The 26,260-nt window shown below is 63.0% G+C and carries 28 protein-coding genes; 13 read left to right on the top strand and 15 right to left on the bottom strand.

Annotation, left to right across the window (positions count from 1 at the left end; translation table 11 throughout):
* Positions 1-97: 97 nt before the first annotated feature.
* Positions 98-310, bottom strand: coding sequence for a DUF6434 domain-containing protein (locus tag ACZZ0Q_RS08705; RefSeq protein ID WP_463539316.1), 213 nt, complete (start codon positions 308-310; stop codon positions 98-100).
* Positions 311-485: 175 nt separating this feature from the next.
* Positions 486-1,304, bottom strand: a complete 819-nt coding sequence (locus ACZZ0Q_RS08700; RefSeq protein WP_463539317.1) for an alpha/beta fold hydrolase — start codon at positions 1,302-1,304, stop codon at positions 486-488.
* Positions 1,305-1,544: 240 nt separating this feature from the next.
* On the opposite strand from ACZZ0Q_RS08700, the gene ACZZ0Q_RS08695 reads away from it, so the two are divergent.
* On the top strand, positions 1,545-2,603 hold the full coding sequence (locus ACZZ0Q_RS08695) for a putative urea ABC transporter substrate-binding protein (protein WP_463539318.1): 1,059 nt from the start codon (positions 1,545-1,547) through the stop codon (positions 2,601-2,603).
* Here ACZZ0Q_RS08695 and ACZZ0Q_RS08690 read toward each other — a convergent pair whose 3' ends face one another.
* Together ACZZ0Q_RS08690 and ACZZ0Q_RS08685 are read right to left on the bottom strand one after the other, a co-directional pair.
* A complete protein-coding gene (locus tag ACZZ0Q_RS08690) occupies positions 2,604-2,852 on the bottom strand; it encodes a DUF1145 domain-containing protein (protein ID WP_463539319.1) in 249 nt (82 codons plus the stop codon).
* 174 nt (positions 2,853-3,026) lie between these two features.
* Entirely contained in the window at positions 3,027-4,814 is a 1,788-nt protein-coding gene (locus tag ACZZ0Q_RS08685; protein WP_463539320.1) for an alkyl/aryl-sulfatase, read from the bottom strand.
* A 96-nt stretch (positions 4,815-4,910) separates the two neighbouring features.
* On the opposite strand from ACZZ0Q_RS08685, the gene ACZZ0Q_RS08680 reads away from it, so the two are divergent.
* A complete protein-coding gene (locus ACZZ0Q_RS08680) occupies positions 4,911-5,819 on the top strand; it encodes a LysR family transcriptional regulator (protein ID WP_463539321.1) in 909 nt (302 codons plus the stop codon).
* Positions 5,820-5,941: 122 nt separating this feature from the next.
* Here the strand turns inward: ACZZ0Q_RS08680 and ACZZ0Q_RS08675 are convergent, their stop codons facing one another.
* On the bottom strand, positions 5,942-6,790 hold the full coding sequence (locus ACZZ0Q_RS08675; protein WP_463539322.1) for a cache domain-containing protein: 849 nt from the start codon (positions 6,788-6,790) through the stop codon (positions 5,942-5,944).
* A 127-nt stretch (positions 6,791-6,917) separates the two neighbouring features.
* On the opposite strand from ACZZ0Q_RS08675, the gene ACZZ0Q_RS08670 reads away from it, so the two are divergent.
* Positions 6,918-7,346, top strand: a complete 429-nt coding sequence (locus tag ACZZ0Q_RS08670) for a hypothetical protein (RefSeq protein WP_463539323.1) — start codon at positions 6,918-6,920, stop codon at positions 7,344-7,346.
* 4 nt (positions 7,347-7,350) lie between these two features.
* Here the strand turns inward: ACZZ0Q_RS08670 and ACZZ0Q_RS08665 are convergent, their stop codons facing one another.
* Together ACZZ0Q_RS08665 and ACZZ0Q_RS08660 are read right to left on the bottom strand one after the other, a co-directional pair.
* Positions 7,351-7,884 (bottom strand): cytochrome b, encoded by a 534-nt coding sequence (locus ACZZ0Q_RS08665; protein ID WP_463539324.1) that lies wholly within the window; start codon positions 7,882-7,884, stop codon positions 7,351-7,353.
* The gene (locus ACZZ0Q_RS08660; protein ID WP_463539325.1) at positions 7,881-8,960 is read right to left on the bottom strand and encodes a catalase family peroxidase; all 1,080 of its coding nucleotides are present in this window, start codon (positions 8,958-8,960) and stop codon (positions 7,881-7,883) included. The genes ACZZ0Q_RS08665 and ACZZ0Q_RS08660 overlap by 4 nt, the downstream gene beginning before the upstream one ends.
* Before the next feature lie 169 nt (positions 8,961-9,129).
* Between ACZZ0Q_RS08660 and ACZZ0Q_RS08655 the strand changes: the two genes are divergently transcribed.
* Entirely contained in the window at positions 9,130-9,642 is a 513-nt protein-coding gene (locus ACZZ0Q_RS08655) for an RNA polymerase sigma factor (RefSeq protein WP_463539326.1), read from the top strand.
* Entirely contained in the window at positions 9,639-10,397 is a 759-nt protein-coding gene (locus tag ACZZ0Q_RS08650; RefSeq protein WP_463539327.1) for an anti-sigma factor family protein, read from the top strand. Before ACZZ0Q_RS08655 ends, ACZZ0Q_RS08650 begins: the two co-directional genes overlap by 4 nt.
* Before the next feature lie 142 nt (positions 10,398-10,539).
* Here ACZZ0Q_RS08650 and ACZZ0Q_RS08645 read toward each other — a convergent pair whose 3' ends face one another.
* Positions 10,540-11,427: a LysR substrate-binding domain-containing protein gene (locus tag ACZZ0Q_RS08645; protein ID WP_463539328.1), complete on the bottom strand. Its 888-nt coding sequence runs from the start codon at positions 11,425-11,427 to the stop codon at positions 10,540-10,542.
* 140 nt (positions 11,428-11,567) lie between these two features.
* Here ACZZ0Q_RS08645 and ACZZ0Q_RS08640 point away from each other — a divergent pair, with 140 nt between their 5' ends.
* The 4 genes from ACZZ0Q_RS08640 (at position 11,568) to ACZZ0Q_RS08625 (ending at position 15,342) form a co-directional block, all read left to right on the top strand.
* Positions 11,568-12,821, top strand: coding sequence for an NAD(P)/FAD-dependent oxidoreductase (locus ACZZ0Q_RS08640; protein ID WP_463539329.1), 1,254 nt, complete (start codon positions 11,568-11,570; stop codon positions 12,819-12,821).
* Between the two features lie 147 nt (positions 12,822-12,968).
* Entirely contained in the window at positions 12,969-13,181 is a 213-nt protein-coding gene (locus tag ACZZ0Q_RS08635; protein ID WP_463539330.1) for a hypothetical protein, read from the top strand.
* Between the two features lie 130 nt (positions 13,182-13,311).
* Positions 13,312-13,911, top strand: coding sequence for a hypothetical protein (locus tag ACZZ0Q_RS08630; protein ID WP_463539331.1), 600 nt, complete (start codon positions 13,312-13,314; stop codon positions 13,909-13,911).
* A 180-nt stretch (positions 13,912-14,091) separates the two neighbouring features.
* Positions 14,092-15,342 (top strand): FAD-dependent oxidoreductase, encoded by a 1,251-nt coding sequence (locus ACZZ0Q_RS08625; protein WP_463539332.1) that lies wholly within the window; start codon positions 14,092-14,094, stop codon positions 15,340-15,342.
* Between the two features lie 9 nt (positions 15,343-15,351).
* On the opposite strand, the gene ACZZ0Q_RS08620 is transcribed toward ACZZ0Q_RS08625, so the two are convergent.
* From ACZZ0Q_RS08620 to ACZZ0Q_RS08600, 5 genes are all read right to left on the bottom strand, one after another.
* Complete coding sequence (locus tag ACZZ0Q_RS08620; RefSeq protein ID WP_463539333.1) at positions 15,352-17,130, bottom strand: ABC transporter ATP-binding protein; 1,779 nt, start codon at positions 17,128-17,130, stop codon at positions 15,352-15,354.
* A complete protein-coding gene (locus ACZZ0Q_RS08615; protein WP_463539334.1) occupies positions 17,123-17,758 on the bottom strand; it encodes a DsbA family protein in 636 nt (211 codons plus the stop codon). Before ACZZ0Q_RS08615 ends, ACZZ0Q_RS08620 begins: the two co-directional genes overlap by 8 nt.
* A 54-nt stretch (positions 17,759-17,812) precedes the next feature.
* On the bottom strand, positions 17,813-18,751 hold the full coding sequence (gene trhO, locus ACZZ0Q_RS08610; RefSeq protein WP_463539335.1) for an oxygen-dependent tRNA uridine(34) hydroxylase TrhO: 939 nt from the start codon (positions 18,749-18,751) through the stop codon (positions 17,813-17,815).
* Positions 18,752-19,050: 299 nt separating this feature from the next.
* Positions 19,051-19,344 (bottom strand): BolA family protein, encoded by a 294-nt coding sequence (locus tag ACZZ0Q_RS08605; protein ID WP_463539336.1) that lies wholly within the window; start codon positions 19,342-19,344, stop codon positions 19,051-19,053.
* A gap of 12 nt (positions 19,345-19,356) precedes the next feature.
* Positions 19,357-19,887 (bottom strand): DUF2059 domain-containing protein, encoded by a 531-nt coding sequence (locus ACZZ0Q_RS08600; protein WP_122495045.1) that lies wholly within the window; start codon positions 19,885-19,887, stop codon positions 19,357-19,359.
* 319 nt (positions 19,888-20,206) lie between these two features.
* On the opposite strand from ACZZ0Q_RS08600, the gene ACZZ0Q_RS08595 reads away from it, so the two are divergent.
* The 3 genes from ACZZ0Q_RS08595 (at position 20,207) to ACZZ0Q_RS08585 (ending at position 23,336) form a co-directional block, all read left to right on the top strand.
* Positions 20,207-21,220 carry a DUF2804 domain-containing protein gene (locus tag ACZZ0Q_RS08595; protein ID WP_463560473.1) on the top strand — a complete coding sequence of 338 codons (1,014 nt, stop codon included), beginning with the start codon at positions 20,207-20,209 and terminating at the stop codon, positions 21,218-21,220.
* 108 nt (positions 21,221-21,328) lie between these two features.
* On the top strand, positions 21,329-22,723 hold the full coding sequence (locus ACZZ0Q_RS08590) for a class II fumarate hydratase (RefSeq protein WP_463539337.1): 1,395 nt from the start codon (positions 21,329-21,331) through the stop codon (positions 22,721-22,723).
* Complete coding sequence (locus tag ACZZ0Q_RS08585) at positions 22,716-23,336, top strand: NAD(P)H-dependent oxidoreductase (protein WP_122495039.1); 621 nt, start codon at positions 22,716-22,718, stop codon at positions 23,334-23,336. Before ACZZ0Q_RS08590 ends, ACZZ0Q_RS08585 begins: the two co-directional genes overlap by 8 nt.
* A 143-nt stretch (positions 23,337-23,479) precedes the next feature.
* On the opposite strand, the gene ACZZ0Q_RS08580 is transcribed toward ACZZ0Q_RS08585, so the two are convergent.
* Positions 23,480-24,433, bottom strand: coding sequence for a DMT family transporter (locus ACZZ0Q_RS08580; protein ID WP_463560471.1), 954 nt, complete (start codon positions 24,431-24,433; stop codon positions 23,480-23,482).
* A 271-nt stretch (positions 24,434-24,704) separates the two neighbouring features.
* Between ACZZ0Q_RS08580 and ACZZ0Q_RS08575 the strand changes: the two genes are divergently transcribed.
* Entirely contained in the window at positions 24,705-24,941 is a 237-nt protein-coding gene (locus ACZZ0Q_RS08575; protein WP_463539338.1) for a DUF6316 family protein, read from the top strand.
* A 134-nt stretch (positions 24,942-25,075) separates the two neighbouring features.
* Here the strand turns inward: ACZZ0Q_RS08575 and ACZZ0Q_RS08570 are convergent, their stop codons facing one another.
* Positions 25,076-26,260, bottom strand: coding sequence for a thiolase family protein (locus ACZZ0Q_RS08570; RefSeq protein WP_463539339.1), 1,185 nt, complete (start codon positions 26,258-26,260; stop codon positions 25,076-25,078).

Raw genomic sequence — 26,260 nt, 5'->3', positions numbered from 1 at the left:
TCATAGCGTTGGCAGGTGAGCGCGCGGCGCAGGGGCCACATGCTTAGGCTGCCTATTCTGCCTCAAGGCCAGGGGATGACAACTCTGAAGAGCTTGACTATGGCTTGCCGAAACGCTGGTTCCATTCGGTGACCACTTCGCCCAGGGTCAGCGGCGCGCCGCTGCGGATCCAGGCTCTGAATTCGCGATTGAGGGTGAATTGTTCCCCGCAGTGCTCAATGAAAAAACGGCGGACGTTTTGCGTGACGCGAAAATTTTTGCGCAACGGGGTTCCGGTGGTGAGGGGTTCGGAGTGCCAGTCGAAAGCCATGGTGCTGCTCTGGAAAATGAAGGGGCGCTCGTTGTACCGCAAAGCAGATACACGCTAAAGGCTCCGGCCTGTTTCCAGCGCATTCTCAGAACTGACGGGCGCAGCGCACGGGCAGCGTCCGTAGGCTAATGCCCCGTACGGGGTGTTCGCCTACGGCAGGTGCCCGTGCGGCAGATTAGCCGGCGATGAAGCTCAGCAGATCTTCGTTCAACTGCTGGGCGTGGGTCACGGCGAAACCGTGGGGCGCGCCTTTGTACACTTTTAGCTCAGCGCCTTTGATCTGCTGCGCGGCCAGCTTGCCGGTGGTTTCGAACGGCACGATCTGGTCGCCGTCGCCATGAATCACCAGGGTCGGCACGTCGACTTTGGCCATGTCCGGGCGGAAGTCGGTGTCGGCGAACGCCGTTACGCAATCCACGGTGCCTTTGAGCGAGGCCAGCAAGGCGATGTTCAGGGTTTGCGTCAGCACGCCCTCGGAAACCACTTGGCCCTGGTTGGTGCCGTAGAACGGCGCGGCGAAGTCGGCGATGAACTGCGCGCGGTCTTTGAGCAGGCCGGCTTTGATGCCGTCGAATACCGAGGCGTCGACGCCTTCAGGGAACGAGGCACTTTTGCCGAAGATCGGCGTTACCGCACCCAGCAGCACCAGCTTGGCGACACGGGCGGTGCCGTATTTGCCGATATAACGGCTGACGTCGCCGCCACCCATAGAGAAGCCCACCAGGGTGATTTCTTTGAGGTCCAGGTGTTCGATCAACTGAGCAATGTCGTCGGCGAAGGTGTTGTAGTCGTAGCCGGTCCACGGCTGGCTCGAACGGCCGAAGCCACGACGGTCGAAGGCGATGGTGCGGTAGCCACGGGAGCTCAGGTACTCCATTTGGTATTCCCACATGTCGGCGTCCAGCGGCCAGCCGTGGCTGAACAGCACCGGCTTACCGCTGCCCCAATCTTTGTAGTAAATCTCGGTGCCGTCTGTGGTGGTGAATGTGCTCATGCATCTCTCCTGAAGGGTCCGTTTTTCATCTGAACAGGGCGCCGGTAGCGCCTGTACCGCCAGCTACTATGTGCCTGCAATGTGACGACGAATTGCACGGCTGTGCTGGGTTGCGTTTGGCCTGTAGAGGTAAGCACGTGTTCGCAATTTTTGCGTTGCGACCAACGTCGATGATGGCCCTGCGATAAGCTCGCGGCGCGGCCGAGTGGCCCGCCCTTTTTTCTGTTGCTGGAGCTTTTCATGCGCCCTTCCCCTTCCCTGGCCACGGCCTTTTTTCTGCTGCTGGCCGCGCTGGGCAGCAGCACCAGCGCCGTGGCCAAGGACCACTTTCGCGTGTGCTGGAGCGACTACTCGGGCGCGTTGCCGTGGGGCTATGCAGCGCAGCAAAACGTGCTGGCGCGCTGGGCGAAGAAGTACGGCATCAGCATTGATGTGGTGCGCGTCGACTCCAGCAGCGATGCCGCCAAGCAGTACGCCGCCGGCCAGTTCGACGGCTGCACCATGAATGCCCTGGAGGCGCTGACCGTGCCTGCTGCCGCCGGCATCGACACCACCGCGCTGATCCTCAGCGACTTCTCGGCCGGCAATGACGGCGTGCTGCTGCGCGGTCGCAATCAGCGCGCGCAAGACCTCAAAGGCAAAACCGTGCAGGTGCAGAAAAATTCGGTGGCGCACTACGTGTTGGTGCGCGCGCTGGAGTCGGTGCAGTTGAGCGAAGACGACGTGACCCTCACGCCGCTGACCGACGAAGGCGCCGCCTTTGCCAGCGGCAGCGGCGACGCGGTCGCCCTGTCCAACCCGGCGTTGGCGCCGCTCCAGGCCGGCAGCGACCGCACACTGGTGTTCAGCTCGCACCGTCTGCCCGGCGAAGTGGTGCACCTGTTTGCGGTGAACACCGACACCTTGCGCGCCAACCCGGCGCTGGGTCGCGCCTTGACGGGCGCCTGGTTCGAGCTGACCAAACGCATGAGCGCCAGCGACGACAAAGGCGCCGCTATGCTGGCGGCCATTGCCAAAAGTGCCGGCGCCGACCTGCCCGCCTATCACGAACAACTGAGCAAGACCCGCTCGTTTTACACGCCGCGAAGCGCCGTGGCCTTCGCCGAAAGCCCGGCCCTGCCCGCCGCCCTGCAGCGCCTGACAGACTTCGCCTTTAGCCACGGCATGCTCGGCAAAGCCACCAGCGCGCAGAGTATCGGCGTGTCGTTCGCCAACGGCGTGGTCAACGGCAGCCCGGCCAATATCAAGCTGCGCTTCGAGCCGGCGTTTATGCAGGTCGCGGCGGACGGAAAGCTGTAACTAGCGCGTCAACCCGCGCAAATGCAGAAAGCCAAACAGCAGCACCTGCGTACGCTCCAGCCAGGGAAACGCCTGCTGCTTGAGGCGGTTGTTAAACAGCAGCGCCTCGCCGGCATGGGCCAACAGCAACACGCCGGTCAGCAGCAAGAGCGGGCGATGCAACGGCTCGCCGAACGGGTAAAGGATATTGAGCAGGGCCATCAGCCAGAACATGGCCAGAGCGCCTTTCAAGAACGACATCACATGCATGGAAAACATCCGTAGGTTGGGTTGAGCGGAACGCGAAGCCCAACGTGACGTCCCCCGCCACATCAAACAGAACGGCTCACCACAGGCTTAAACGGCATGTTGGGCTTCGCTTTAGCTCAGCCCAACCTACGGATTCAGGCCGGCTTTTTCTCCCGCACTTTTGTTTGGCCGGGATTAGCGCAGGGTCAGGTTGATGGGGCTGTCGGCGAAGTCGAAGCAGCCGAGGAACGTCTTGATGTCGAGCAGGTCGCCGTCCACCTTGACGTCGCCCAACACCGCACCCTTGAGCAGGCTGTTCTGGCCGCTGATCACGGTGTCCAGGTAGGTTTTGTCGAGGGTCAGCTTCAGCGTCGTGCCGTCTGGAATACCGCGGTGCAGTTGCACCACGCCACGGCGAATTTCCAGCGCCCATTGCTCGTTGATGTCGGGGAAGCTGAAGCCGAGGGTGAGGTTCACGTCGTCGGCTTTGTCCGGGTCGACACGGGTGATCCAGTTTTGCAGGAACACCTTCACCCGCAGGTTTTTCAGCATGTCGGGCGAGAGAAAGGTGCCGCGCAAGCGCTTGGCCATTTCCGTGAGTTGGGCTTCGCCCAGGGTGCCTTCCAGTTCCATGGCGCTGGTGAGGTACCAGTTGCGCCAGTTGATGTTCATTTGCGCGTAGCCAAGTTTGCGGAAGCTGCGGGCCTTGATGTCACGCGCCAGTGTGTCGTCGTGGTCGATGCGAATCACGTAGGTCGCCAGCTCGGCAGCCCATTGGTAATCGCCTTTCAAATAGGCGTCGCCAGCGGCCAGCAGCACTTTGTCGTGGCCGCCCATCAGCTCGACCATGCGCGTGGCTTTTTCCACCGGAGGTATCGGGTTGAGGTCCACCGGGTCGCCTTTGAACCAGCCCAGATAACCTTCGTAAATTTGCCGCACGCTGTGGCTGACGGTGCCGTAGTACTCACGCAAATACGGGGTGTAGCCGGCCAGGTGCGGCGGCAGCTTCACCTTCTCTACCAACTCGTCCGGGGTCAGGCCTTTGTTCATCCAGCGCACGGTTTGGTCGTGAATGTAGGCAATGCCATCGCGGGTCATGCGCAGCACGTCTTCCACGTTGTCGGCGCCGCTGACCGGGCGACCGTGGGACGGCACCATGTAGTCGGCGTGGTACTCGCGCAGTAAATCGAGGCTGTTCACCCACGCCACCGGGTCGCGGAATTTGGCCCCGCGCAGGGTGTGGATGTTAGGCAGGGTCGGGCCTTGGTCCACTTCAGCGCTGAGCAGCACGCGGCTGTCGGGCAGGTACATGACAATCTCGTCCGGCGCCTCGCTTGGCGCCCAGCGCAGTTGCACGCGCAGGCCGGCAATGGTGGTGTCGAGCGTGTCTTTGAAGGTGACGGTGGGCGCGATGAACGTGCTCTGCCCGCCCACGGCAATCGGGCCGATGCCGCCATTCATGTCTTTACGGTCGGCCGCATTGAGCGCCGCGCCAAAGGTGTAAGCCGAGCGCATGGCCAGAATCGGGCCTACCAGCGCACCCTGGGTCACCACGTTTTCCAGCAGGGTTTCGTGGGCGTAAATCTGCACCTCGCCGCTTTTTACCTGCTCTTCGGAGACGAAGCCTTTCACGCCGTTGATATGGTCGGGGTGGAAGTGGCTGTAGACGATGGCCTTCACCGGTTTGTCGGTGATTTTGCGGAATTCGGCGAACACCTTGGCCGACTCTTCCGGCGACTCGCCGGCGTCGAAAATGATCAAGCCTTCCGGGGCGATCACCATCACGCTGTTGGCAATGCTCCAGCCCACGGCGGAATACACCGAGTCGGTGACTTTGTAGATTTGCTTGTTGAAGACCTTGGTGTGCTCGGCCAGCTCGGGGTTGATCGACGGCTGGATGGTTTCGGCAGGCAGCGCTGCCAGGGCAGACAACGGCAAGGCGGCGGCCAGCAGCAGGCCGCTGAAGCGAGTGAGTGCGCGCATGGGAAATGTCTTTTGTTGTTATGGACGCGTGCACCTTGGCAAAGGCAAACTGATAATTCCAATGCAAAATTATCCACTTTCCGATGCGAGAACCGCATGAATGACCTGCGCCAGCTTCGCCATTTTGTTGCCGTTGCCGAACACGGCCACTTCGCCCGCGCGGCCGAGGCGGTCAATCTCAGCCAGCCGGCGTTGTCGCGCAGCGTGCAAGCATTGGAAGCCAGCCTGGGCTGCCAACTGCTCGACCGTGGCCCGCGCCAGGCGGTGCTCACGGCCCACGGCAAGTTGGTACTGGAACACGCGCGCCGGTTGTTGGAAGCCAACCGCTCGCTGCACAACGCCGTAAGCCAGCTGGGCAACCTGGAAGCTGGCGAGCTGCGCCTGGGCGCCGGCCCCTACCCTGCTGCGCACCTGATACCTCGGGCGCTGGGCAAGTTGGTGAGCCAGTACCCGAAAATCCGCGTACAGCTGGCCATCGGCGATTGGCGCAGCCTGCGCCGGCGCCTGCTCGATGAAAGCGTGGAGCTATTTGTAGCCGACTGCCGCGAACTGCAAGGCGACCCGCTGCTGACCATCGAACCGCTTAAACCGCGCACCGGCGTGTTCTTCTGCCGCCCCGGTCACCCGCTGCTACAACAGCGCGACCTCACGCCCGAAGCCCTCGCCGCCTACCCGCTGGCGGGTACGTTGTTGCCCGAGGAAGTTGAAACCGCCCTGCGCCAAGTCAGCGGCCGCGAGCAATTGTTGGGCATCGAGTGCGACAACTTTATGGTGCTCAAAGCGCTGGTGGCCTGCAGCGACGTGATCAGCCTGTCGCCCTGGGACGTGGTGGCCGAAGACGTCGCGGCCGGGCGCCTCGACATTCTGCCGCTGGCCAGCGATCGCCCCGCCCAGCAATCGGCCTACGGCGTAGTCATGCGCGCCGGGCACAGCCTGTCGCCGGCCGCGCAAGCGATGCTGGAAGAGATTCGTAGAGAGGACGAAATGGCACAAGCCGCCGCCTAAACGCGCCCCGGCCTGCCCTGCTCAGACCTGTAGGAGCGGCTTTAGCCGCGATGCTTTTAGGCGGATACCACCGGTTCCAGGCCCGGCCAATCGCGGCTGAAGCCGCTCCTACAAAAGGCAGTTCAGCGCGAGTAATACCCTACTGCCACCAGGTAGTTGCCGACCTTTTGCAGGTACGCATGTTTGTGTTCGTTGCGTTCGGTGACGGGGTTGCGCCAGAGGTATTCCAGTTCGCCATGCCCGTCGGTGGCGATGGCGTCGAGCATGCGTTGGCCGATGGCGGCGCCGTCGGGGGCTTTCAGGTTGGCGAAGTCGGTGCCGATCAGGCGGCGGTTGTAGCCGTGGGCGACGAAGCGTTTGCTGGTGAGGTCGACCACAAATACGTACAGGTCGTCTTGCAGGTAGCGCGGGTCCAGGTCGTTGATGGCGGTGAAGGTGGTTTTCGCGTCTTTGTCGATGGCGGCCGCCGCTTCGGTGAGCAGTTTTTTCGCTTCTTCAGGCTTGGCCCGTGGCAGGTAGTAACCGACAGCGAGAATGCGGTCGTTGATGCGTTGGAAGTAGGTGTGCTTGCGCTCGACTTTGCCGTCCTGGCGGTTGACCCAGCGGTATTCGGCTTCGTGAATTTCGCCTTCCGGCTCGCTGATGGCGCGGGCGAAGGCGGTTTTGGTGTAGGCGTCCAGAGTGGCGGATACGTCGCGCCCCACCAGCATCACCGAGGGGCCACCACTGGCGAGCATCACGCCCTGGGTGTTGACCACGTACACGTACAACTGGCCGGTGACGAATTCACCCTGACGGCTGAAGGCGGCCAGCGCGGCGTCGCCGTTTTTCTCGTAGTAGTCCACCGCTTTGAGCAGCAGCGCCTTGGCGTGTTGGGCTTCTTGTTGATACGCCGCATCGGTCTGTGCGAACGCCTGATAGCCAGGCACCAACAGCGACAACACCAACAGCACACGGGTGAGCAACGTCATGGAAGAACTCCGCGGGGTTTGAATGGCTTGCAGTGTAGACGCGCCGCTGACCATTCATCCAACCCGCTGAACCAAAGCGCGACGGCTGTTTCACAACTCAACACCACAACAACAAAGGCCGCCCGCCATGAAAGCCAGACTGCTTGCCCTGCTCTTTTCCAGCGTTGCCTCCACTGGCGTGTGGGCCGAAGCCTGCATGGTCGACACCCGCGCACAGAGCGCGGCGGTGCCGATGGTGGAAGGTAAAACCTGCTACGAGTACCAAGGCGCGCCGGCTGGCAGTCTCGACTGGTCGTGCAGCAACGAGAGCAAAGAAACCCTGGCCACCAACAAGCACAAAGTCGCCAGCTGCCCGACAAAACCCAGCGGCACCTGCACCGCCACGCTCACTCAGGAAGCACTGGCGAACCAGCGCTCCAGCAGCAAAGACAAAAATGCCGACTCGGTGAATATCCCCAAAGGCGCCAAGGTGCTGACCTATTACTACGACCTCAAAGACGCGTCGCAGGCGCGCACCGATTGCGAAAAAGCCGGCGGCCAGTGGGGCATTCAATAGCGCCTTACTTCGGCCCGCGCGCCATGCTGTGCAGCACGTGGTCACGTCGCACCCAGGCGTGAAACAAGGCGCCGGCCAAATGCAGCAGCACCGTGGCGAACAGCAAATAGGCGAGGTAACGATGAGCTTTGCGCAGCACGGCGAAGGTCGGCGCATCGGCGCCAAGCAACGCTGGCAATTGAAGGTTGCTACCCAGCATCACCGGATCGCCCGCTGCTGAAATCATCGCCCAGCCTACCAATGGCAAGGCCAGCATCAGCGCATACAGCAGCACGTGCGACAGCTTGGCGGCTAGCGCCTGCACGGCGGGTAAGTCGGCTGGCAACGGCGGCGTGGTGGAGCTGAAGCGCACCACCAGCCGCACGATCACCAGCAGCAAAATGGCGATGCCCAACGGCTTGTGCAGATTCAGCAGCCACTGATGCCGCTCCGACACCGACGCCACCATGCCCACTCCCACAAACAACATGGCGAGGATCATCACCGCCATCAGCCAATGCAGTAAGCGCGCGGGCAAAGAAAAATGTTGAGCGCTCATGGGCGGGACTCCTGCGAAGCACTGGCAGGCAAGGAACTGACTTCACCCGTGCGGCGTTTATACGAAGCCGCGTAGGCGGCGGAACGGGCGGCGAGCAACGGGTCGTCGGAGCCTTCGATGCCGCTGGGCAAAATCAGCGGGTCGTAGTTGATGTCGCGGCACTCGCCGCTGTCTTGCGCTTGCTCGCGTTCGATAACCAGCGTGCCGGCGGTGACGGTGCGGTGTTCGCCGCTCCAGGCTTTGCTGGCGTCGTTGCTCGGGTCGCCGGGGTTGGCGAGCGTCAGCACCAGGTCCCAACGCTGCTGGCCAGCGGCCAGGCGCTGTTGCAAGTCAGGCAGCAGATAGTCCTCAGCCTGCGGCGCCACGCTGTCTGCCGACGTGGTGGCGACCATGCTCCAGCGCACGGTCTGGCGTTGGCCAGCGGCGTTGGTGAGGTAGAAGGCGTTCACGCTGTTGTAGGTTTCCGTGACGAAACTGGCAGCCGGTTTGGCGTTTTTCGCCCAGCCCAGAAACGCGCCGGTTTCCGGGTGCGAGGCGAAGAAGGCGCCGGCTTTTTGCGGGTCGGGTTTGCCGGTAGCGGGGTCTGGCGCGGTGGCTTGCAGCAAGCCGAAAAACGCTTCGGGCGTGCCGACAGGAAACACCGGCATGCTGTTCATGCCTGTGCGCCATTGCTGACCGTTGGCCTGCTGAAAGCGCAAGGCCATGCTGCGCAGCGGTGCCGCGCTGTCTGGTGAATACGGGTTACCGGTGGGCAAGGAAAACCGCCCCTGCACCGGCGTGCGCGTGGCGCTGAAGACCTCGGCAGACGACAGCGAAGCCGCCGCGCCGGTGCTCTCGAAGTAGCCTGTTACGCACACGCCCTTGGGGTGGTTGCGGCGAAAGCCCGGATGCTCGCCGTTGTTCTTTTCCAACACGTCGACCACGCGGTCGGGGGTCAGGCGCTCGGGGCTGAAATAGCCACCGGTATAGGCCAGCGCGCCCACCAGCAGCAGCGCCACCGCGCCAATGGCGCCCAAGCGCAAGGCCAGGCTGAGCGGGCTGAGGGGCGGCCGCGGTTGAGGGTCGTTTGGTGCCATGGGGAACTCCAGAATCAGGCGAAGGTGCAGTCAGACGCCCCGCCTTCGGGTTTATTCCCTGGCAACGAATTATTTATTTTTGTGTGGTGGCGGGAATAAAGTCGGCCCTGCGTCGTCTCCCGTCCCACACGCTATTTTTTTAACGCCACGTTCTGGAACCTGCACCGCCATGCACGGTATCGATGACCAACTGCGCGACCTGCTGCCTCGACTGCGGCGCTTCGCCCAGTCGCTGACCCGCAACCCCACCAGCGCCGATGACCTGGTGCAAGCCAGCCTGGAAAAAGCCCTGGGCGCCTGGGCCGGCAAGCAGCCCGAGGGCGACCTGCGCGCTTGGTTGTTTGCGATTGTGTACCGCCAGTTTCTCGATGCGCACCGCAGCGCCAGCCGCTACAAGCGTGTGCTGGAACTGTTCACCGGCAGCCAGGACGACCATTACGCGCCGTCCGCCGAGCGCACGGTTGTGGCGCAAAGCACCCTCGCTGCCTTCGAACGCCTGCCCCATGAGCAGCGGGCGCTTTTGTTGTGGGTAACGGTGGAAGGCCTGCGTTATCAGGAAATTGCCGAGATTCTCAATGTGCCGATTGGCACCGTGATGTCGCGTTTGTCCCGCGCGCGCCAGGCGTTGCGCCAGCTCAGCGACGGCGAAATCACCTCACCAGCCTTACGGGTGTTGAAATGAACGAGTTGCCTCCATCCGAACACGACCTGCATGCCTACGTTGACCGCCAGCTCAACGAGGCCGACCGCGACCGCGTCGCGCGTTACCTCAGCGCCCATCCGGAACTGGCCGAGCAGGTACGCGCCTGGCAACTGGATGCGCAGAAGCTGCGCGCTGCTCTGAGCGGCGGCCTGCACCTGGCGCCCAACCCGCAGCTGGACCCCGCCGCCATTCGCCACAACCGGCAGCGTCAGCGCGGCCGGCAGTGGGCGACGGCGGCGGCGCTGGTTGTGGCCGTGAGCCTGGGCGGCTTGGGCGGCTGGCAGGCGCGCACCGTTAACCTGGCCAGCCATATGTTGCCCATGGCCGACGCCGTTCAGGCTTACCGCATGTTTGCCCTTAAAGACGGCATGGCCACCGACTGGACACTGGCGACCAGCACCGATGCGCAAAGCTGGCTCGACCGCCACTTCGCCCGCGCCGACCGCATTCCGGATCTGGCCGGCGCCGGGTTTACGCCCGTGGGCGGACGAATGATCAGCACCGAACAGGGCGCGGCGGCGATGTTGGTGTATGAGGATCGCAATGGCCGCAAAGTAAGTTTTTATATTCGCCCGCCAGGCCCGCAGCACTACTTGCTCGACCGTGGCGCGCGGCGCGATGGGGAATTGCAGGCGGATTATTGGTCCAGCGATGAGTACAACTATGCGCTGGTGGCACCGGCGGATGATCCGGCGGTGGAGCCGGTTCGGCGGGGGTTGGGGCGGGCGATTTGACGTTTTCTTGTGAAAATCAAGGGCCCCTCACCCCAGCCCTCTCCCGCGAGCGGGAGAGGGGACTGACCGCGTGCGACGGTCGTACAAACGCCACCCCTTCTCCGCTACGCCGGCCGGGCTGGGGGCGAGGGGCTTCTAATCGTCAGCACTGCCCCTCGAACCATTCCAGAATCACCTCCCGCGCCGGATGCGCCGCCCCCTGCGCACTCAACCACAGCGCATACACCCCGCCCGTCTTTAATGGCTGCCCAAACGGCACCAGCAAACTGCCCCGAGCCAACGCGTCCTGCGCCAACACCTGATCACTCACCGCCACGCCCAATCCGCGGCTCGCGGCGTCCAATGCCAGATCGTCCAGATTGAACTGGAGATGCTGAAAGCCGTGCCCGGCCTCTTCGCCGTGTGCCTGCAACCAGGTGGTCCACTCGAAGCGACTCGGCGAGCCGTGGATCAGCGCATGGTCTGCCAGCTCGGCGACTGAACGTGGCGGTGGCAGTCCTGTGGCAAGTGTCGGCGCACACACGGGGATTAGGTATTCGTCAAACAGTGGCAACAATTCCCGGTCATCCAGCCCGTCGCGCAGGTACAGCACGTAAGCGTCGCAATCGCCATCGGTGTTCACCGCTTCACCGCCCACGGTTTCAATCGATAGCGCCAGGCGCGGGTGCGCGGCGTAGAAGCTGGTCAGGCGCGGCAGCAGCCACCGCACGGCCAACGACACAAAGATGCGGATTCGAAACGGCCGCTCGGCGTTGGCCGGCAGCAGTGAACGCTCCAGCGCGGCCAGCTCGGCGAGTAGGCGTTGCGCCACCGCCAGCACCTGCTCGCCGCTGGCGGTCAGGGCGACTTGTCGGCTGCTGCGCTCGAATAACGCCACGCCGTAGTGCTCTTCGAGCTGTTGAATCTGCCGGCTGACGGCGCTCTGTGTGAGGTACAGGCGCGCGGCGGCGTCGGTGAAGCTGCGGGTGTCGGCGACCTGCACCAGGGCGTTTAGCGCTGGCAGCGAGGGCAATCGGCGGATGGATTCCATGGCAGGCCCGTCTATGCGTTTAGCGAATAGGTGCATGAGTTATTAGCGCTGGAGTGTACCGCTGGTTTTGCCTATTTTCGCTCCCTTCACGCCAGCGCGGGCTTGCATGAGCATGCAGTAGGCGCATAAGGGGAACGGACATGGCAGAGTCGCGCGGAACGGCGTTGGTGGTGGGCGCGGGTGTGGTGGGCATCGCCACCGCCTTGTGGTTGCAACGGTTTGGTTGGCAGGTAACGCTGCTGGATCGGCAACCGCCCGGCACCGCCACATCGTTTGGCAATGCCTGTACGTTCGCCACCTACGCCGTAGAGCCGGTGGCGACGCCCGGCATTTGGCGGCAGGCGCCGGCGCTGTTGTTCAAACGAGATTCGCCGTTGCGGGTGCGCCCGGCCTATTTGGGCAAAATCGCCCCGTGGCTGTGCCAGTTTTTGCGCCACTCCAGCGAGCAGCGTGTGCACGCAATCAGTCAAGATTTGCGCACCTTGCTTACGCCGTGCATGCAGGCCTGGGCCACGTTGTTTGATGACGCGCAGGCGCACGATCTGATTCGCCACGACGGCTCGCTGTATGTGTTCGAGGCCCACGAGCGGCCTGTTGCCCAGGAAATGGTGGCGTATCACCAGGCGTTCGAGGTGCCGATTCGCCTGGTCGAGAATCCGGAGCTGCATGCTTTGGAGCCGGCGCTGAATGCGCGCGCGGCATTGGGCGTGGAGCTGCCGGGGGTGAGCCGCACGCTCGACCCGTATGCACTGAGCGTGCGGTTGTTCGAGCGTTTTCTTCAGCACGGCGGCCGCTTTCTGCGCGGCGAGTTACTCGCGGTTGAACGCAGCCCCGCCTGCGCCGAGCAGGTGGTGGCGCGGTTGGCCAGTGGCGAAACGCTGACGGTCGACCGCCTTTCCCTGTGCACCGGGGCTTGGTCCAAACAGCTCGCCGGCACGCTCGGCGACACCCTGCCGCAAGACACCGAGCGCGGTTATCACGTGCTGTTCGAGCAAGCCGGCGCGCTGCTGAACCGGCCGGTGTGCTGGGGCGCCGGTGGCTTTTACCTGACGCCCATGGCGCAGGGGTTGCGGGTGGCCGGCACGGTGGAATTTGCCGGTACGGCGGCGCTGCCGGATCCGCGCCGCTATCACTACTTGGCCAATGGCGCGCGGCGTTTCCTCAATCTGCAGCACGAGTCGAGTTCGCAGTGGATGGGCTTTCGCTCATCCATGCCCGACAGCAAACCGGTGGTGGGCGCGGCGCGGTTGATGCCGCAGGTGTTTTACAACTTCGGCCATGGCCACGTCGGCTTAACCCTGGCCTCGATCACCGGCAAACTGGTGGCTGAACAGGCCAGCGGCGTAGCCCCGTCGGTGTCCTTGGCGCCGTTTTCGCCGCGTCGGTTTGCGTAAGCATTTGCGCCGCAGCGCTCTGGCGCGCCGCGTGTAGGCTCCATCAATTTCAGCGATATCAACTACCAACACCATGCGTTTCTCAAGGCGGCGGCGAGCACGGAAACTTGGCCCCGAAGTCACTCACAACCCCTTGAGGAACACACCATGAAAACCCTCGTTACCGCATCTTTGCTCACCGCGTTGTTAACCGGCACCGCCTTCGCTGGCGCCGACGTCAACCACGACTATCAAGCTGCCACTGCCAAGCAAACCACCGAGCAAAGCAAAACCACCAAAGCCGATGACACCACCCAAGCCGTCGACAAAAAACTCGATAGCGAAGAGCAACGTTGGGGTCAGCCACGCTGGTGGCATTGATTGATCCGTTACATCACCGGGGCGCCAATTGGGCGCCCCGGTCGTTTCTGACCATTGGTCCTGTTTATCGAACATCGGCGAAACGCCACCACTCCACTTCTAGGTAACTCACAGAAATGGAGCATCAACGATGAGCAAATTACCTTTTACTGCCCTGTTACTCAGCGGGATTATGGCCGCCTCCTCCGCCTCGCTGGTGATGGCCGCGACCGTCACCCCAGGCAACGGCGTGGGCGCACCGGAAGCCGGCACCACCGGTGAAGGCACCGGCAACTCGGCAACCGGCGCCAACGCACCGGGCACGGGCACCGGCACTGGCGCCACCGGCCAAGGCACCACCGGCACCGGCACTGGCGCCCCGGGTGGCGCGGCAGGCGCGACCGGTAACGGCACCTCGGGCACGGGCACCGGCATTGGCACCGGCACTGGCACCACCGGTTCAGGCGCAGGCGCCACCGGCACAGGTGGCACCGGCATCGGCACGGGAACCGGCGCGACCGGCACAGGCACCGGCACCGGAACTGGCACTGGCTCAACCGTACCAGGCGGTAGCGGTGGCAGCGGCGGCAGCAGCTCGGGCAGCGGTGGCACTGGCTCCGGCGGCACCGGTACAGGCGGCACCGGCACCAGCGGCACTGGCGGCGGCATGGGCGGCAGCTCGGGCGGAACCGGTGGTGGCGCTGGCGGTTCCGGCGGCACAGGTGGTGGCGGTGCCGGTGGCGGCAGCTAATGCCGCAACGCGTTAGAACATGGCCAGCGGGGTTCGCCCTTCTGGCCAATTTTTTTGCCTGTGATTAAGTCGCCAAACCCCAGGCTTACCCCTTAGGCGGTTTACCGGTATAACGGCAGCGCTGCCGTGCAGCTCCCCTTTCCAAGGACAGGCCCACCGTAGTCGGGCCGGAGACTTACCGTGATCAAGCCCCTGCGTATTGCCATTGTCGGCGCCGGCCCTGCTGGTCTTGCCGCCGCCCTGTATCTGCATCGCAGCGGCCATCAGGTGACGGTGTTCGAACGCTTCGAGCACGCCTCGCCCGTGGGCTCGGGGCTGATCTTGCAGCCCACCGGCCTCACCGTTCTCGACGACTTGGGCTTGTTCGAGGCCATCTCGCACCTGGGGAGCCGCATCGACCGGTTATACGGCGCCGACGCGCTGACCGGGCGCACGGTGCTCGACGTCGGTTACGCCGCCATCAAGGGCGGCCGCCATGGCATTGCCGTGCACCGCGCCGCCCTTTTCCATGTGTTGTTTCAGGCCGTCACGGCTGAAGGCATTGCGGTAGAAACCGGTCTCGATGTGGAAAGCCTGGAAACCCGAGGCGACTTGGCCTGGCTGGTCGGCGCCAACGAGCGCAGGGCCGGGCCGTTCGATTTAGTCGTTGATGCCAGCGGTTCGCGCTCTCGGCTCAAGGCGTTCTGCCTGCAACCGAGCGAGCCCAAACCGCTGCTGTACGGCGCGTTCTGGGCCTCGCTGCAAGCCGACGCCGCCGCGCAGACCAGCACCGCGCTGGTGCAGCGTTATCAGCGCGCCACCACCATGATCGGCGTGCTACCGATTGGCAAAGCGCAGCCTTCGAGCGCGCCGATGAGTGCGTTTTTCTGGAGTACCAAGCCGGATCAGGTCGAGACGTTAAAGCGCGCGGGCATTGAGCGCTGGAAGGACGGCATCGCCAGCCTGTGGCCCGACTGCGAGTCGTACCTGAAGCAGATCAATGGTTTCGACGACATGACCCTCGCCCGCTACGGCCATCACACCCTGGCCATGCCGGTGGGCCGCAGCCTGGCGATCATCGGCGATGCCGCCCATTCCACCAGCCCGCAACTGGGCCAGGGTGCCAACATGGCGTTGCTCGATGCCCGCGCGTTGGTGCATGCCTTGAATACCAGCGACGACCTGGCCAGCGCCCTGCCCCGCTACGCCGCTTCGCGCCGCCGCCATGTGCGCACGTTCCAGGCCCTGTCGGCGGCGTTCACGCCGTTTTATCAGTCGGACTCACGGGTGCTGCCGATGCTGCGGGATCAGGTGCTGTTCGGCCTGTCGAAAATTCCACCGGCGCCGCAGATTCTGGCGGCCATGGTGGCCGGCACGCTGGTGGATCCGTTCAAGCCTATCGGTTTGCGCGAGCGCACCTGGCAGCCGCAAGCGCAACCGGCGCCGTTGTAAACCCGGCGCTTAGTGCTGGAGGTGGCCGTAGAGCTTGGCGTACAGGCCGCCTTCGGCGATCAGCTGCTGATGGTCGCCATCTTCGGCAATGCGCCCGCCGTCAAACACCAACACCCGATCCGCTTGCTTAACGGCCGAGAGCCGGTGGGCGATGATCAGCGTGGTGCGACCTTGCAGGAACTGGCCGAGGGCCTGGTGCAAGGCGTATTCGGTAGCGGCATCGAGGGCGGAGGTGGCTTCGTCGAGAATCACCACGCTCGGCTCGGCCAGCACCATGCGCGCGATGGCCAGGCGCTGGCGTTGCCCGCCAGACAAGCGCACGCCGGAGCGGCCGACGATGCTGTCCAGGCCTTTGGGTAAGGCTTTGATGGTGTGCGCCAATTGCGCGATTTCCAGCGCGCGCCAGCAGGCTTCGTCGCTGCGCTCGCGGCCCATGGTCAGGTTGGCGCGCACGGTGTCGTTGAACAGCGCCGGATGTTGCAGCACCACGGCCACGTGTTCACGCACGGTTTCCAGGCCGATCTCTTCCAGGCTTTTATCGCCGTAGCGAATGCTGCCGCTTTGCGCGGTGTACAGGCCCAGCAGCAGCTGCACCAAGGTGCTTTTGCCGCCGCCGCTGGCGCCGACAATGGCCACTTTTTCGCCGGGCGAAATGCGCAGATTAAGGCCGTCGAGCACCGGTTCGTCGTTGTAGGCGAAGTTCAGCCCACGCACCTCGACGCCCACGGTGGGTTTGCCGGCAAAGGGATTGGCGCCGCCGGCGTATTGCGGCTCGTCGGCGCGCGCCAGCAACTCGTTGATGCGCGTTAGCGCGCCACCCGCGGCGTAATAGGCGTATTGCAAGTTCAGCAGTTGCTCAACCGGGCCGATCATGAACCACAGGTAGCTGAACACCGCGAGCATCTGGCCAATCGACAAGTCGGAAAACAGCACGGTGAGCATCGCCGCGGCGCGAAAAATGTCGATGCCGAACTGGAACAGCAACCCGCTGGCGCGGCTGGAGGCGTCGCTTTTCCACTGAGAGGCCACGGCGTAATCGCGCACTTCCTGCGCACGCTGGCCGAGGCGGCCGAGGAAGAAGCCTTGGCGGTTGCCGGCGCGCACTTCCTGAATGGCTTCCAGGGTTTCGGTCAGCGCCTGGGTGAAGCGCGAGGTGCTGTCGTTCTCCAGCTTCTTCAGGTGCTTGACCCGTTTGCCAAGCTGCACCGTGGCGTAAATCACCAGCGGATTGAACAGCAAAATCAGCAGCGCCAGCTTCCAGTGCATCCACATCAGAATGCCGGCGGTGCCGGTCAGGGTGAGCATGGCGACCAGAAAACGGCTGAGGGTTTCGCCGACAAATTTGTCCAGGGTGTCGAGGTCGGTGACCAGGTGCGTGGTCACCGTGCCGCTGCCCAGGCTTTCGTATTCGCCGAGGGAAATACGCTTGAGGCGTTCGATCAGGCGCACGCGAATGCGGTACACGATGTCTTTCGACAGCCGCGCAAACAGTCGGGCCTGGAGCACGTTGAAAATCAACGCCGAACCGCGCAGCAGCAAGGTGATCGCCACCATCAGGCCGATGTAGCCAACCGCGCTTTGCCAGGTCTCGGGCAGTACGTGGTTCATCACTTTCAGCGCCGCATCGCCCTGCTTGAGCAGCACTTCGTCTACCAGCAATGGAAGCAGCAACGGAATCGGCACGCTGCACAGGGTGGCGAATACGGCGACCAGGTTGGCGAGGATTAACGACTTTCTATGGCGCAGGGCCAGACGGTGAATTTCTTCCCAGCTCAGGCGATCAAGCATGGGCGCCGTGCTCCAACCAGCGCGCCAGCAGCGGCGCCAGTTGTTCCAGCGCTTGATAACCATTGGTGAGCAACGCCAATTGCCCGTTGCGCTCGGCCAGCACGGTGGGAAAACCGGCGATGCCGAGGTTTTGCGTCCACTCGAAATCGGCGGCGGTGGCGGCCAACTCGGCAGCGCTGTCGAAGGCGGCAGCGAATTCGATGCGGGGCAGCCCGGCCCGTTCGGCCAGTTCCACCAGCACAGCGGCCTGGGTGACATCGCGGCCTTCGACGTAGAAGGCGTGTTGAATCAATTTCACCAGCGGCCAGGCGCTCTCGGCATCCAGATTGCGTGCGGCCACCAAGGCGCGGCAGGCGGGTTCGGTGTCGTACACGAAGCCGTCGGCCAGGGCGCCTTCAAAGGTAAACGGCTGGCCGGTGCTGGCGTGCACCGATTGCCAGTGTTCGAGGATGTAGCGCTTGGTGGTCGGTTCCAGCGCGGCGGCCGTGCCAGCGCGCAAGCCGCCGGCCACCAGATGACTGCTAACGCCAGCGGCCAGCGCTTGCTGCGCCAGCGCGTCGAATACCGGAGCGAAGCCCCAGCACCAGGAACACATCGGGTCCATCACATAGATCAGACGTGCGTGCATGCGTGGGCTCCAATTGCCGGGACGATCTTGAAGGTTAAGGCGCAGGCCGCGTGATTAGTCGCGGCCTTTTTCCCGTGGGTTGTAGCCCAAAGGATGGGGTTGGTTACGGGCTTTTGCCAGTTCGATCTGCTTTTGCCGCTCGCGGGCACCGGCTCGGGTTTTCTCGCTGAGGCTGTCCCAGCAATGCGGGCAGCTGACGCCAGGCACGTAGTGCGAAGACTCACGGTCGGCGATGGAAATGGGAATGCGGCACGCGTGGCATTGGTCGTACTCGCCCTCGCTCAGGTCGTGGCGCACGGTGACGCGGTTGTCGAAGACGAAACAGTCGCCCTTCCACCGCGTTTCTTGCTGCGGCACTTCTTCCAGGTACTTAAGAATGCCGCCCTTGAGGTGAAACACTTCGTCGAACCCTTGGCTGAGCATGTAGCTCGAGGCCTTTTCACAGCGAATGCCGCCGGTGCAGAACATGGCGACTTTCTTGTGCTTGGCCGGATCGAAGTTGGCTTCGATATAGGCGGGAAAGTCGCGGAAGCTTTTAGTTTTCGGGTCTTGCGCGCCTTCGAACGTGCCAATGGCCACTTCGTAGTCGTTGCGGGTGTCGATCAGCAGCACTTCGGGATCGTCAATCAGCGCGTTCCAGTCTTGCGGCTCTACATAAGTGCCCACTTGCTGGTTCGGGTCGACGCCGGGCACGCCGAGGGTGACAATTTCTTTCTTCAGCTTGACCTTGGTGCGGTAGAACGGCTGCTCGTCGCAGAACGATTCTTTGTGGTCGATATCGACAAAACGCTCGTCGCGCTTGAGCCAGGCCAGCAAGCCGTCGATGCCTTCGCGGCTACCGGAAACGGTGCCGTTGATGCCTTCGAGGGCGATCAACAAGGTGCCTTTGATGCCGTTGTCGAGCATGGCTTGCAACAGCGGTTCACGCAGCGCTTCGTAGTCAGTCAGGGTGACGAACTTGTACAGCGCCGCCACGACGATGGGGTGGGTCATGGGGAGTTCTCCAGGTGGTCACCCTCGCAAAGGGCGGACCGGATCGGTGTTAAAAATGGCGCCGGCTGGCGCGGCGCGCATTTTATGCGAGTTTCTGGGCGTCGGCCATGCTGCGTTTAGCACGGTCCCCTGTAGGAGCGACTTCAGTCGCGATGGCCGTTATTCGGTCTGGCATTAGAGCGTTGTTTCCAGGAATCGCGACTGAAGTCGCTCCCACAGGTAGTTTGCTAGCGGCCATAAAAAAACCGCCGCTTGATCACTCAAGCGGCGGTTTCTGGTTCCGGGAGCTGCGCGGCGGGTTAGTGCCCGCCTGCGCAGGTAGGCGAAGCTGGGGCGGCGCCGGTGGCGGCCCATTCTTCGGGTGTATAGGTATGCAGCGCCAAAGCGTGGAACTGGCCCATCAGGTCGCCCAATGTGGCGTACACCTTCTGGTGGCGCTTGACCGCATTCAGGCCAACAAAGGCTGGCGTCACCACCACGGCTTTGAAGTGGGTTTCCAGGCCACGGCTGTGCATGTGGCTTTCGTCCTGCACGTCGACGAACGAAGGGTCGAGCGCCGCCAGGGTGGTTTGAATGCGTTCACGCATGCTCATACAGGGCTCCGATTAAGGCTTTTTGGCGGGGGCTGGCGCGGCTTTGGCGTCGGCCGGGGCAATTTCTTTGGTCATGTCGGCCAGCAGTTTGTTCACTTCCGGAACAGCACCTTCCAGCTTGGCTTGGGCCATTTGCGCGGACTGTGCGGTTACGCGCGGCATGGTTTCCTGCACTTTCTTGCCCAGTGGCGACTGGTAGAAGGCGATCAGGTCTTTGAGTTCCTGCTCGCTGAAGTTGGTGGTGTAGAGCTTGACCATGTCGGGCTTGAGCTTGTCCCAGGCGACAGCTTTGTCGAGCGAAGCCTTGGCTTTTGCTTTGTAGGTTTCCAGAAGGGCTTTTTTGGTTTCTGGCGCTTGGGCCTGAACGAAGCGTTGATCGAAGAGTTGATCAACTTGGGCGTAGATCGGGGCGGTGAGTTTGTCGGCGTGGGCCAGTTTCAGGAAGGTTTCAGCGTTGGCGGCGTGGCTTTTAGCGTCTGCGAATACGTTGGCGCTCAGGCAGACCATAAAGGCGGCAGTGCAAAGGGTACGAATCGGGGTCATTAGGTGTTTCCTTGGTTTTGAAAGCGGATAGAAAGAGAGAAGTAAAGGCAAATCCCGGAGGCTGGGCATTCTGCGCGTTGCTTGGACACGGCTCAAGCGCAGCGGTTGCACTGCGCAAGCCAGCGGGAAAATCCTGACAGCCGTTGAGGAGACTCCTTTGGTCCGCAAGCGTATTGCCAGCACTTGCAGCACGCCCCTTCGACGGTGCATTCTTCGCGCCAACAAATTGGCTACCCGCCGCGATACGCGCCAGAAAATGCGCCCCGTTTCACCGGCCCGGTTTCGCCAGACCCCATTGAGCAACACACGGACGTGTTCGATGACCAACCTCAGTACCGCCCTCGTCTCCGACCCTTGGCAGCCTTTATGCGACGCCAAGGGCAGGCTCCTGCCGAACGCCATCGGCTGGTCGAGCCGCCCCCACCTGAACTGCGCCCTGCCCGGGCACTATGGCCGCCGCAAACGCTGGAACCATTGGTGCATCACCACGCCGGACTGGATGATGGCGCTCACCGTGGCGGACCTCGATTACATCGGTTACGGCGCCGTCTATTTTCTCGACCTGCAAACCGGTCATGCCGTCGCCCACACGCAGCTGCGGCCCCTGGCGCGCGGCTGCGAGATGCCTGACACACCCTTGCAGGGTCACGTCTTCCAGCACTCGCGCCTGAACATTCGCGTAGACGAGCACCCCGGCCGCGCCCGTCTGGTGGCCACTGTGCCGGACATTGGCGGGCAAACCTTGCAAGTGGCGTTAGATGTGCAGCGCCCCGGCCACCTCGACTCAGTCAACCTGGTGGTGCCGTTTGCTCAAGGTGGCTTCCACGCCACATCCCGGCATGTGGGGCTGCCGGCCAGCGGTGACGTGCAGTTGGGCACCACGCAATACCACTGCGTACCCGGCAACAGCTTTGCCGCGCTGGACTTCGGCCGCGGCGTGTGGCCGCTCAATACCCACTGGACCCGCGCCGCCTTCGCCGCGCCGGGCGGTATTGCCGGGAACTTCGGTTCTGGTTGGACGGACAACACTGGCCTGTCGGAAAACGCCTTGTGGTTTGGCGGCGAGCTGCAGCATGTCAGCAGCGCCGTGACCATCACCGGCAACCCGCACAATCCCTCCGCGCCTTGGCAGTTAAATACTGACGATGACCGCGTGGCGCTGGTGTTCACCCCGCGCCAGCAACATGTGGCGCGGCCGAAGGTGGGCCCCTTTTATGCCGAAACCCGCCAATGGTTCGGCCAATTCGACGGCGTATTGCGCGGGCCAAAAGGCGAGCGCGTGCCGGTAGACGGCGCCCTGGGTTGGCTGGGCACCACCAACGCGCGCTGGTAACTCACACAGCGGCGCTCAGCGAAGCGCCGTAACGTTTTATGTGCGTTACAGGGAACCTGCCCGCCAGAGCAACGCCTAAACTGCCGGAACAGTCCGCGGAGAAGAACCATGAATCGCATTGAAACCGACAGCATCGGCGCCATCGACGTTCCTGAAGCGGCGTATTGGGGCGCCCAGACGCAACGTTCGCTGATCAACTTCGCGATCGGCCAGGAACGCATGCCGCTGGCCGTGCTGCACGCCCTGGCGCTGATCAAGAAAGCCGCCGCGCGGGTGAACGACCGCATCGGCGACCTGCCGCCCGACATCGCCCGCCTGATCGAACAAGCCGCCGACGAGGTGCTCGCCGGCCAGCACGACGACCAATTCCCACTGGTGGTGTGGCAAACCGGCAGCGGCACGCAAAGCAACATGAACGTCAACGAAGTGATTGCCGGGCGCGCCAACGAGCTGGCCGGTAAAGGACGCGGCGGCAAGGTGCCGGTGCACCCGAACGACCACGTAAACCGCTCGCAAAGCTCCAATGACGCCTTCCCCACCGCCATGCACATTGCCACCGCGCAAGCGATTACCCACGACCTGCTGCCGGCGATTGCCGAGCTGTCGGGCGGGCTTGCCGAACAGGCAGCGCGGCACATGCATCTGGTGAAAACCGGGCGCACGCACATGATGGACGCCACACCCGTCACCTTCGGCCAGGAGCTTTCCGCCTTCGTCGCCCAATTGGGCTACGCCGAACGCGCCATCCGCGCCGCCCTGCCCGCCGTGTGTGAGCTGGCGCAAGGCGGCACCGCCGTTGGCACCGCACTCAACTCTCCGCACGGTTTCGCCGAAGCCATCGCCGCCGAGCTGACCGCCCTTTCCGGCTTGCCGCTGGCCTCTGCCCCGAACAAGTTTGCCGCACTCGCCGGGCACGAGCCGCTGGTGACCCTGGCCGGCGCCTTGAAAACCCTGGCCGTGGCCTTGATGAAAATCGCCAACGACCTGCGCCTGCTCGGCTCCGGCCCGCGTGCCGGGTTTGCTGAAGTGCGCCTGCCGGCCAACGAGCCGGGCAGCTCGATCATGCCCGGCAAGGTCAACCCGACCCAGTGCGAAGCGCTGTCGATGCTCGCCTGCCAAGTGATGGGCAACGACACCACTATCACTTTTGCCGCCAGCCAGGGCCATCTGCAGCTCAACGTGTTCAAGCCGGTGATCATCCATAACCTGCTGCAATCCATTCGCCTGCTGGCCGACGGTTGCCGCAATTTCCAGAAGCACTGCGTGGAAGGCCTGGAGCCGGACGCCACGCAAATGGCTGCGCACCTGGAACGCGGGCTGATGCTGGTGACTGCGCTGAATCCGCATATCGGTTACGACAAATCCGCACAAATCGCCAAAAAGGCCTACAGCGAAGGCACGACGTTGCGCGAAGCGGCGGTGGCGCTGGGCTTCGTCACTAACGAGCAGTTCGACGAATGGGTGCGACCGGAAAGCATGCTTGAGGCTGGTAGCCATGAGTGATGAGGTCAGGAGCGGCGCCACGCCATTGGAGGGCGACGGCAAGCGAATACTGCTGATTTTGGGCACGCCCAAGGGCAACAGTTTTTGCAACGCCTTGGCCGAGGCATACACCGTCGGCGCCCGTGGCCAGGGCCACGTGGTGCGCCAGCTGAAGCTCGGCGAGCTGCAATTCGACCCGATCCTGCGCGACGGTTACGACCAAAGCCAGACCCTGGAAGCCGACCTGCTTGAAGCCCAGCGCCAGATTCACTGGGCCGAGCATTTGGTGTTTGTTTACCCGGTGTGGTGGGGCGGCATTCCGGCGCTGCTCAAAGGCTTTTTCGACCGCACTTTTCTGCCCGGCTTCGCCTTCAAATACCGCAACCGCTCGCAACTGTGGGACAAACTGTTGACCGGCCGCACGGCCGATCTGCTGGTGACCATGGACACACCGCCCTGGTACTTCCGCTGGATCTACGGCGCCCCGGCGCACCGGCAAATGACCCGCACTATTCTGGGCTTCTGCGGCATCAAAACCCGCCGACTGGCGCAGTTCTCACCCATTCGGCCGTCAACTGAAACGCAGCGCCAGGCATGGTTGCGCAAGGCCGAGTTGTTGGGCTCGAAGATTTGAAGATTTGAAAAACACCCTGTGGGAGCGGCCGGCCGGCGATCCGGTTTAGCCGCGATGCTTTTCGAGAGAGCATTCCGGCTGAACCGGAGTGCAGGCCGGCCGCTCTCACAGTGGAATGTGCAAACAGTGAAGCGACCGCAGCCCTACTCCCCCGTCGCCCGCCGTGCCCGCAGGTTGGCCATCAACGACGGCCCAATCGCCGTCACCGCCGAGCCCAACACCACCAGCACCGCACCGACATACGCCAGCCAATTGATCTGCTCAGGATGAACATGTTCAGGCCATAGCTGCGCGGCGGCGGCCACCGAGGCAAAGGTTACCAGCGGCGTGATGGCCAACGTTGCACTCACCCGCGACCCTTCCCAATGCGCCAGCGCCTCGGCAAACGCGCCGTAGGCCACCAGCGTGTTCAGGCAGCAGGCAATCAACAACCAGAACTGCAACGCGCTCAGTTGCAGCACCTGCGCCGGATGCGCCCACGGCGTGAGCAGCGCTGCGCACGCCAGGTAAATCACCATCATCACTTGCATGGAATTCCAGCGGGTCAGCAGCTGCTTTTGCGCCAGGCCGTAAAAGGTCCACACGAAGGCAGCGAGCAATACGGTGAGCACGCCGACCGTGTAGGTGCCCAGCGACGTCAGCAGCTCATGCAGGCGCTGGTTGAAGAACAACCCAAAACCGAGAATCAGCACCGCCAGGCCAATCGCCTGGCCGACGCTAAAGCGCTCATGGAACAGCCACACGCTGCCCAGCAGAAACAGAATCGGCGCCACCTGAATCACCAATTGCGTAGTGCCGGGGCTGAGCACTTTCAGGCCGATCAGATACAGCACGTAATTGCCGATAAGCCCCAGCACGGCCACCGCCAGCAACGTCCGGCCGTTGCCGCCGAGCAATTTGAAATCGGGCAGGCGGCGGGTCAACGCCAGGTACACCAGCAGCAGCGAGCCGGAAACGATCAGGCGATACCAGGTCACGGTGATGGGGTCCATGACCTCCAGCACTTCTTTCAATTTGATAGGAAGAACGCCCCAGAGCACGGCGGTAATCAGGGCAAGCGTCAGGCCGTAAACCCAACGGCCGGAAGAAGTGTGCATGGCAGCCTCAAGTGAGCAGAGCGCAGCAAACGCTGGCAAAGCCCGCATTCTAGGCAGCCGTCCACCCGCAAACACAGGAACAGTTGAGCGCCGTAACTGTATGGCTCGCCGCCCCGACCTGGAAAACGCCATTACGCTGACGTCAATTAAGTGGAAATAACGTATTTGGTGGCGATCTGCTTGGAAAAGGCCACCATTTATCGGCCAACGTGGCGAATAGGCAAAGTGTGATTACACTCACACAATCCGACTCGCCTATGGAGCCCCACCCATGTTCAGCCAACGTACGCAGGATGCCGCCGCCGCTACCCATTACCGCAGTGAGCGGGTGAGCGCGGTGAATGGTCAGTATTTTTTCGCCACCCGCGAAGGCACGTTGGAAGGCCCGTACTTCACTCGCGTGGATGCCGAGCGGGAAATTGCCATGTACGTGCGCCGGCAATTGCAGGGCGATGACATTATCGAGAGCCGCACGTTTATGGATCGGCATGGGACTCTCGATCACTAGGTTCGACATCACCGTTGTCGCGCAGGGAATCGAGGCTGAAGCCTCTCCTACAGGAATTCGCCACCTGAGGGACGGGAATTAACACCGCATAAAAAAACCGCGCCGAAGCGCGGTTTTTTATGGGCGGCGAAACCTTATTTGTAGGTTTCGAACAGGCCGGTGGCGCCCATACCGCCGCCTACGCACATGGTCACAATGCCGTAGCGCTTGCCGCGACGACGCAATTCACGCACGAGGTGGCCGACCTGGCGCGAGCCGGTCATGCCGAACGGGTGGCCGATGGAGATCGAGCCGCCGTTGACGTTGTATTTTTCGTTGTCGATTTTCAGGAAGTCACGGGCATACAGGCACTGCGAGGCGAACGCTTCGTTCAGTTCCCACAGGTCGATGTCGTCCACTTCCAGGCCACGGGCTTCGAGCAGTTTGGGCACCGAGTACACCGGGCCGATGCCCATTTCGTCTGGCTCACAACCCGCAACGGTGAAACCGCGGAAATACGCTAGCGGTTCCAGGCCTAGTTCCTTGGCTTTATCCAGACTCATCACCAAGGTCATGGAGGCGCCGTCCGACAGCTGCGAGGCGTTGCCGGCCGTTACCGAACCGTCTTCGGCGAACACTGGCTTCAGGCCTTGCAGGCTGGCCAGGGTGGTGTCGGCACGGTTGCAGTCGTCGCGATCGACCACGCCCTCAACGATGGATTTTTCGCCAGTGGCTTTGTCTTCCACTTGGTACTTGACGGCCATCGGTACGATTTCGTCGTCGAACAGGCCTTCAGCCTGGGCGCGCGCGGTGCGTTGCTGGCTTTGCAGGGCGTATTCGTCCTGCTGCTCGCGGGTGACGTTGTAGCGGCGGGCGACGATCTCGGCGGTTTGACCCATCGGGTAGTAGATGCCCGGCGAGCTAACTTTGAGCAGCGGGTTGATCAGATTGTCGGTGTTGACGCTTTTCAGGGTCATGGTGATCGACTCAACACCGCCGGCGACGATGATGTCGCTGCAGCCCGAGGCAATCTGGTTGGCGGCGATAGCGATAGCCTGCAGGCCCGAGGAGCAGAAACGGTTTAGGGTCATGCCGGCCACCTGAGTGCCCAGGCCCGACAACACGGCCACGTTGCGGCCAATGTTGTAACCCTGCGCGCCTTCGTTGGAGCCTGCACCGACGATGCAGTCTTCTACCGAAGCCGGGTCGATCTTGTTGCGTTCCAGCAGGGCATTGACGCAATGCGCGGCCATGTCGTCCGGACGGGTCAGGTTGAACTTGCCGCGAAAGGACTTGGCCAGGCCAGTCCGCACGCTGTCGACGATCACTACTTCACGCAT

Source organism: Pseudomonas sp. AC070, from assembly GCF_979258635.1.
Note: the sequence above shows the minus strand (reverse complement) of the source record. Positions and strands in the feature narration are given on the sequence as shown.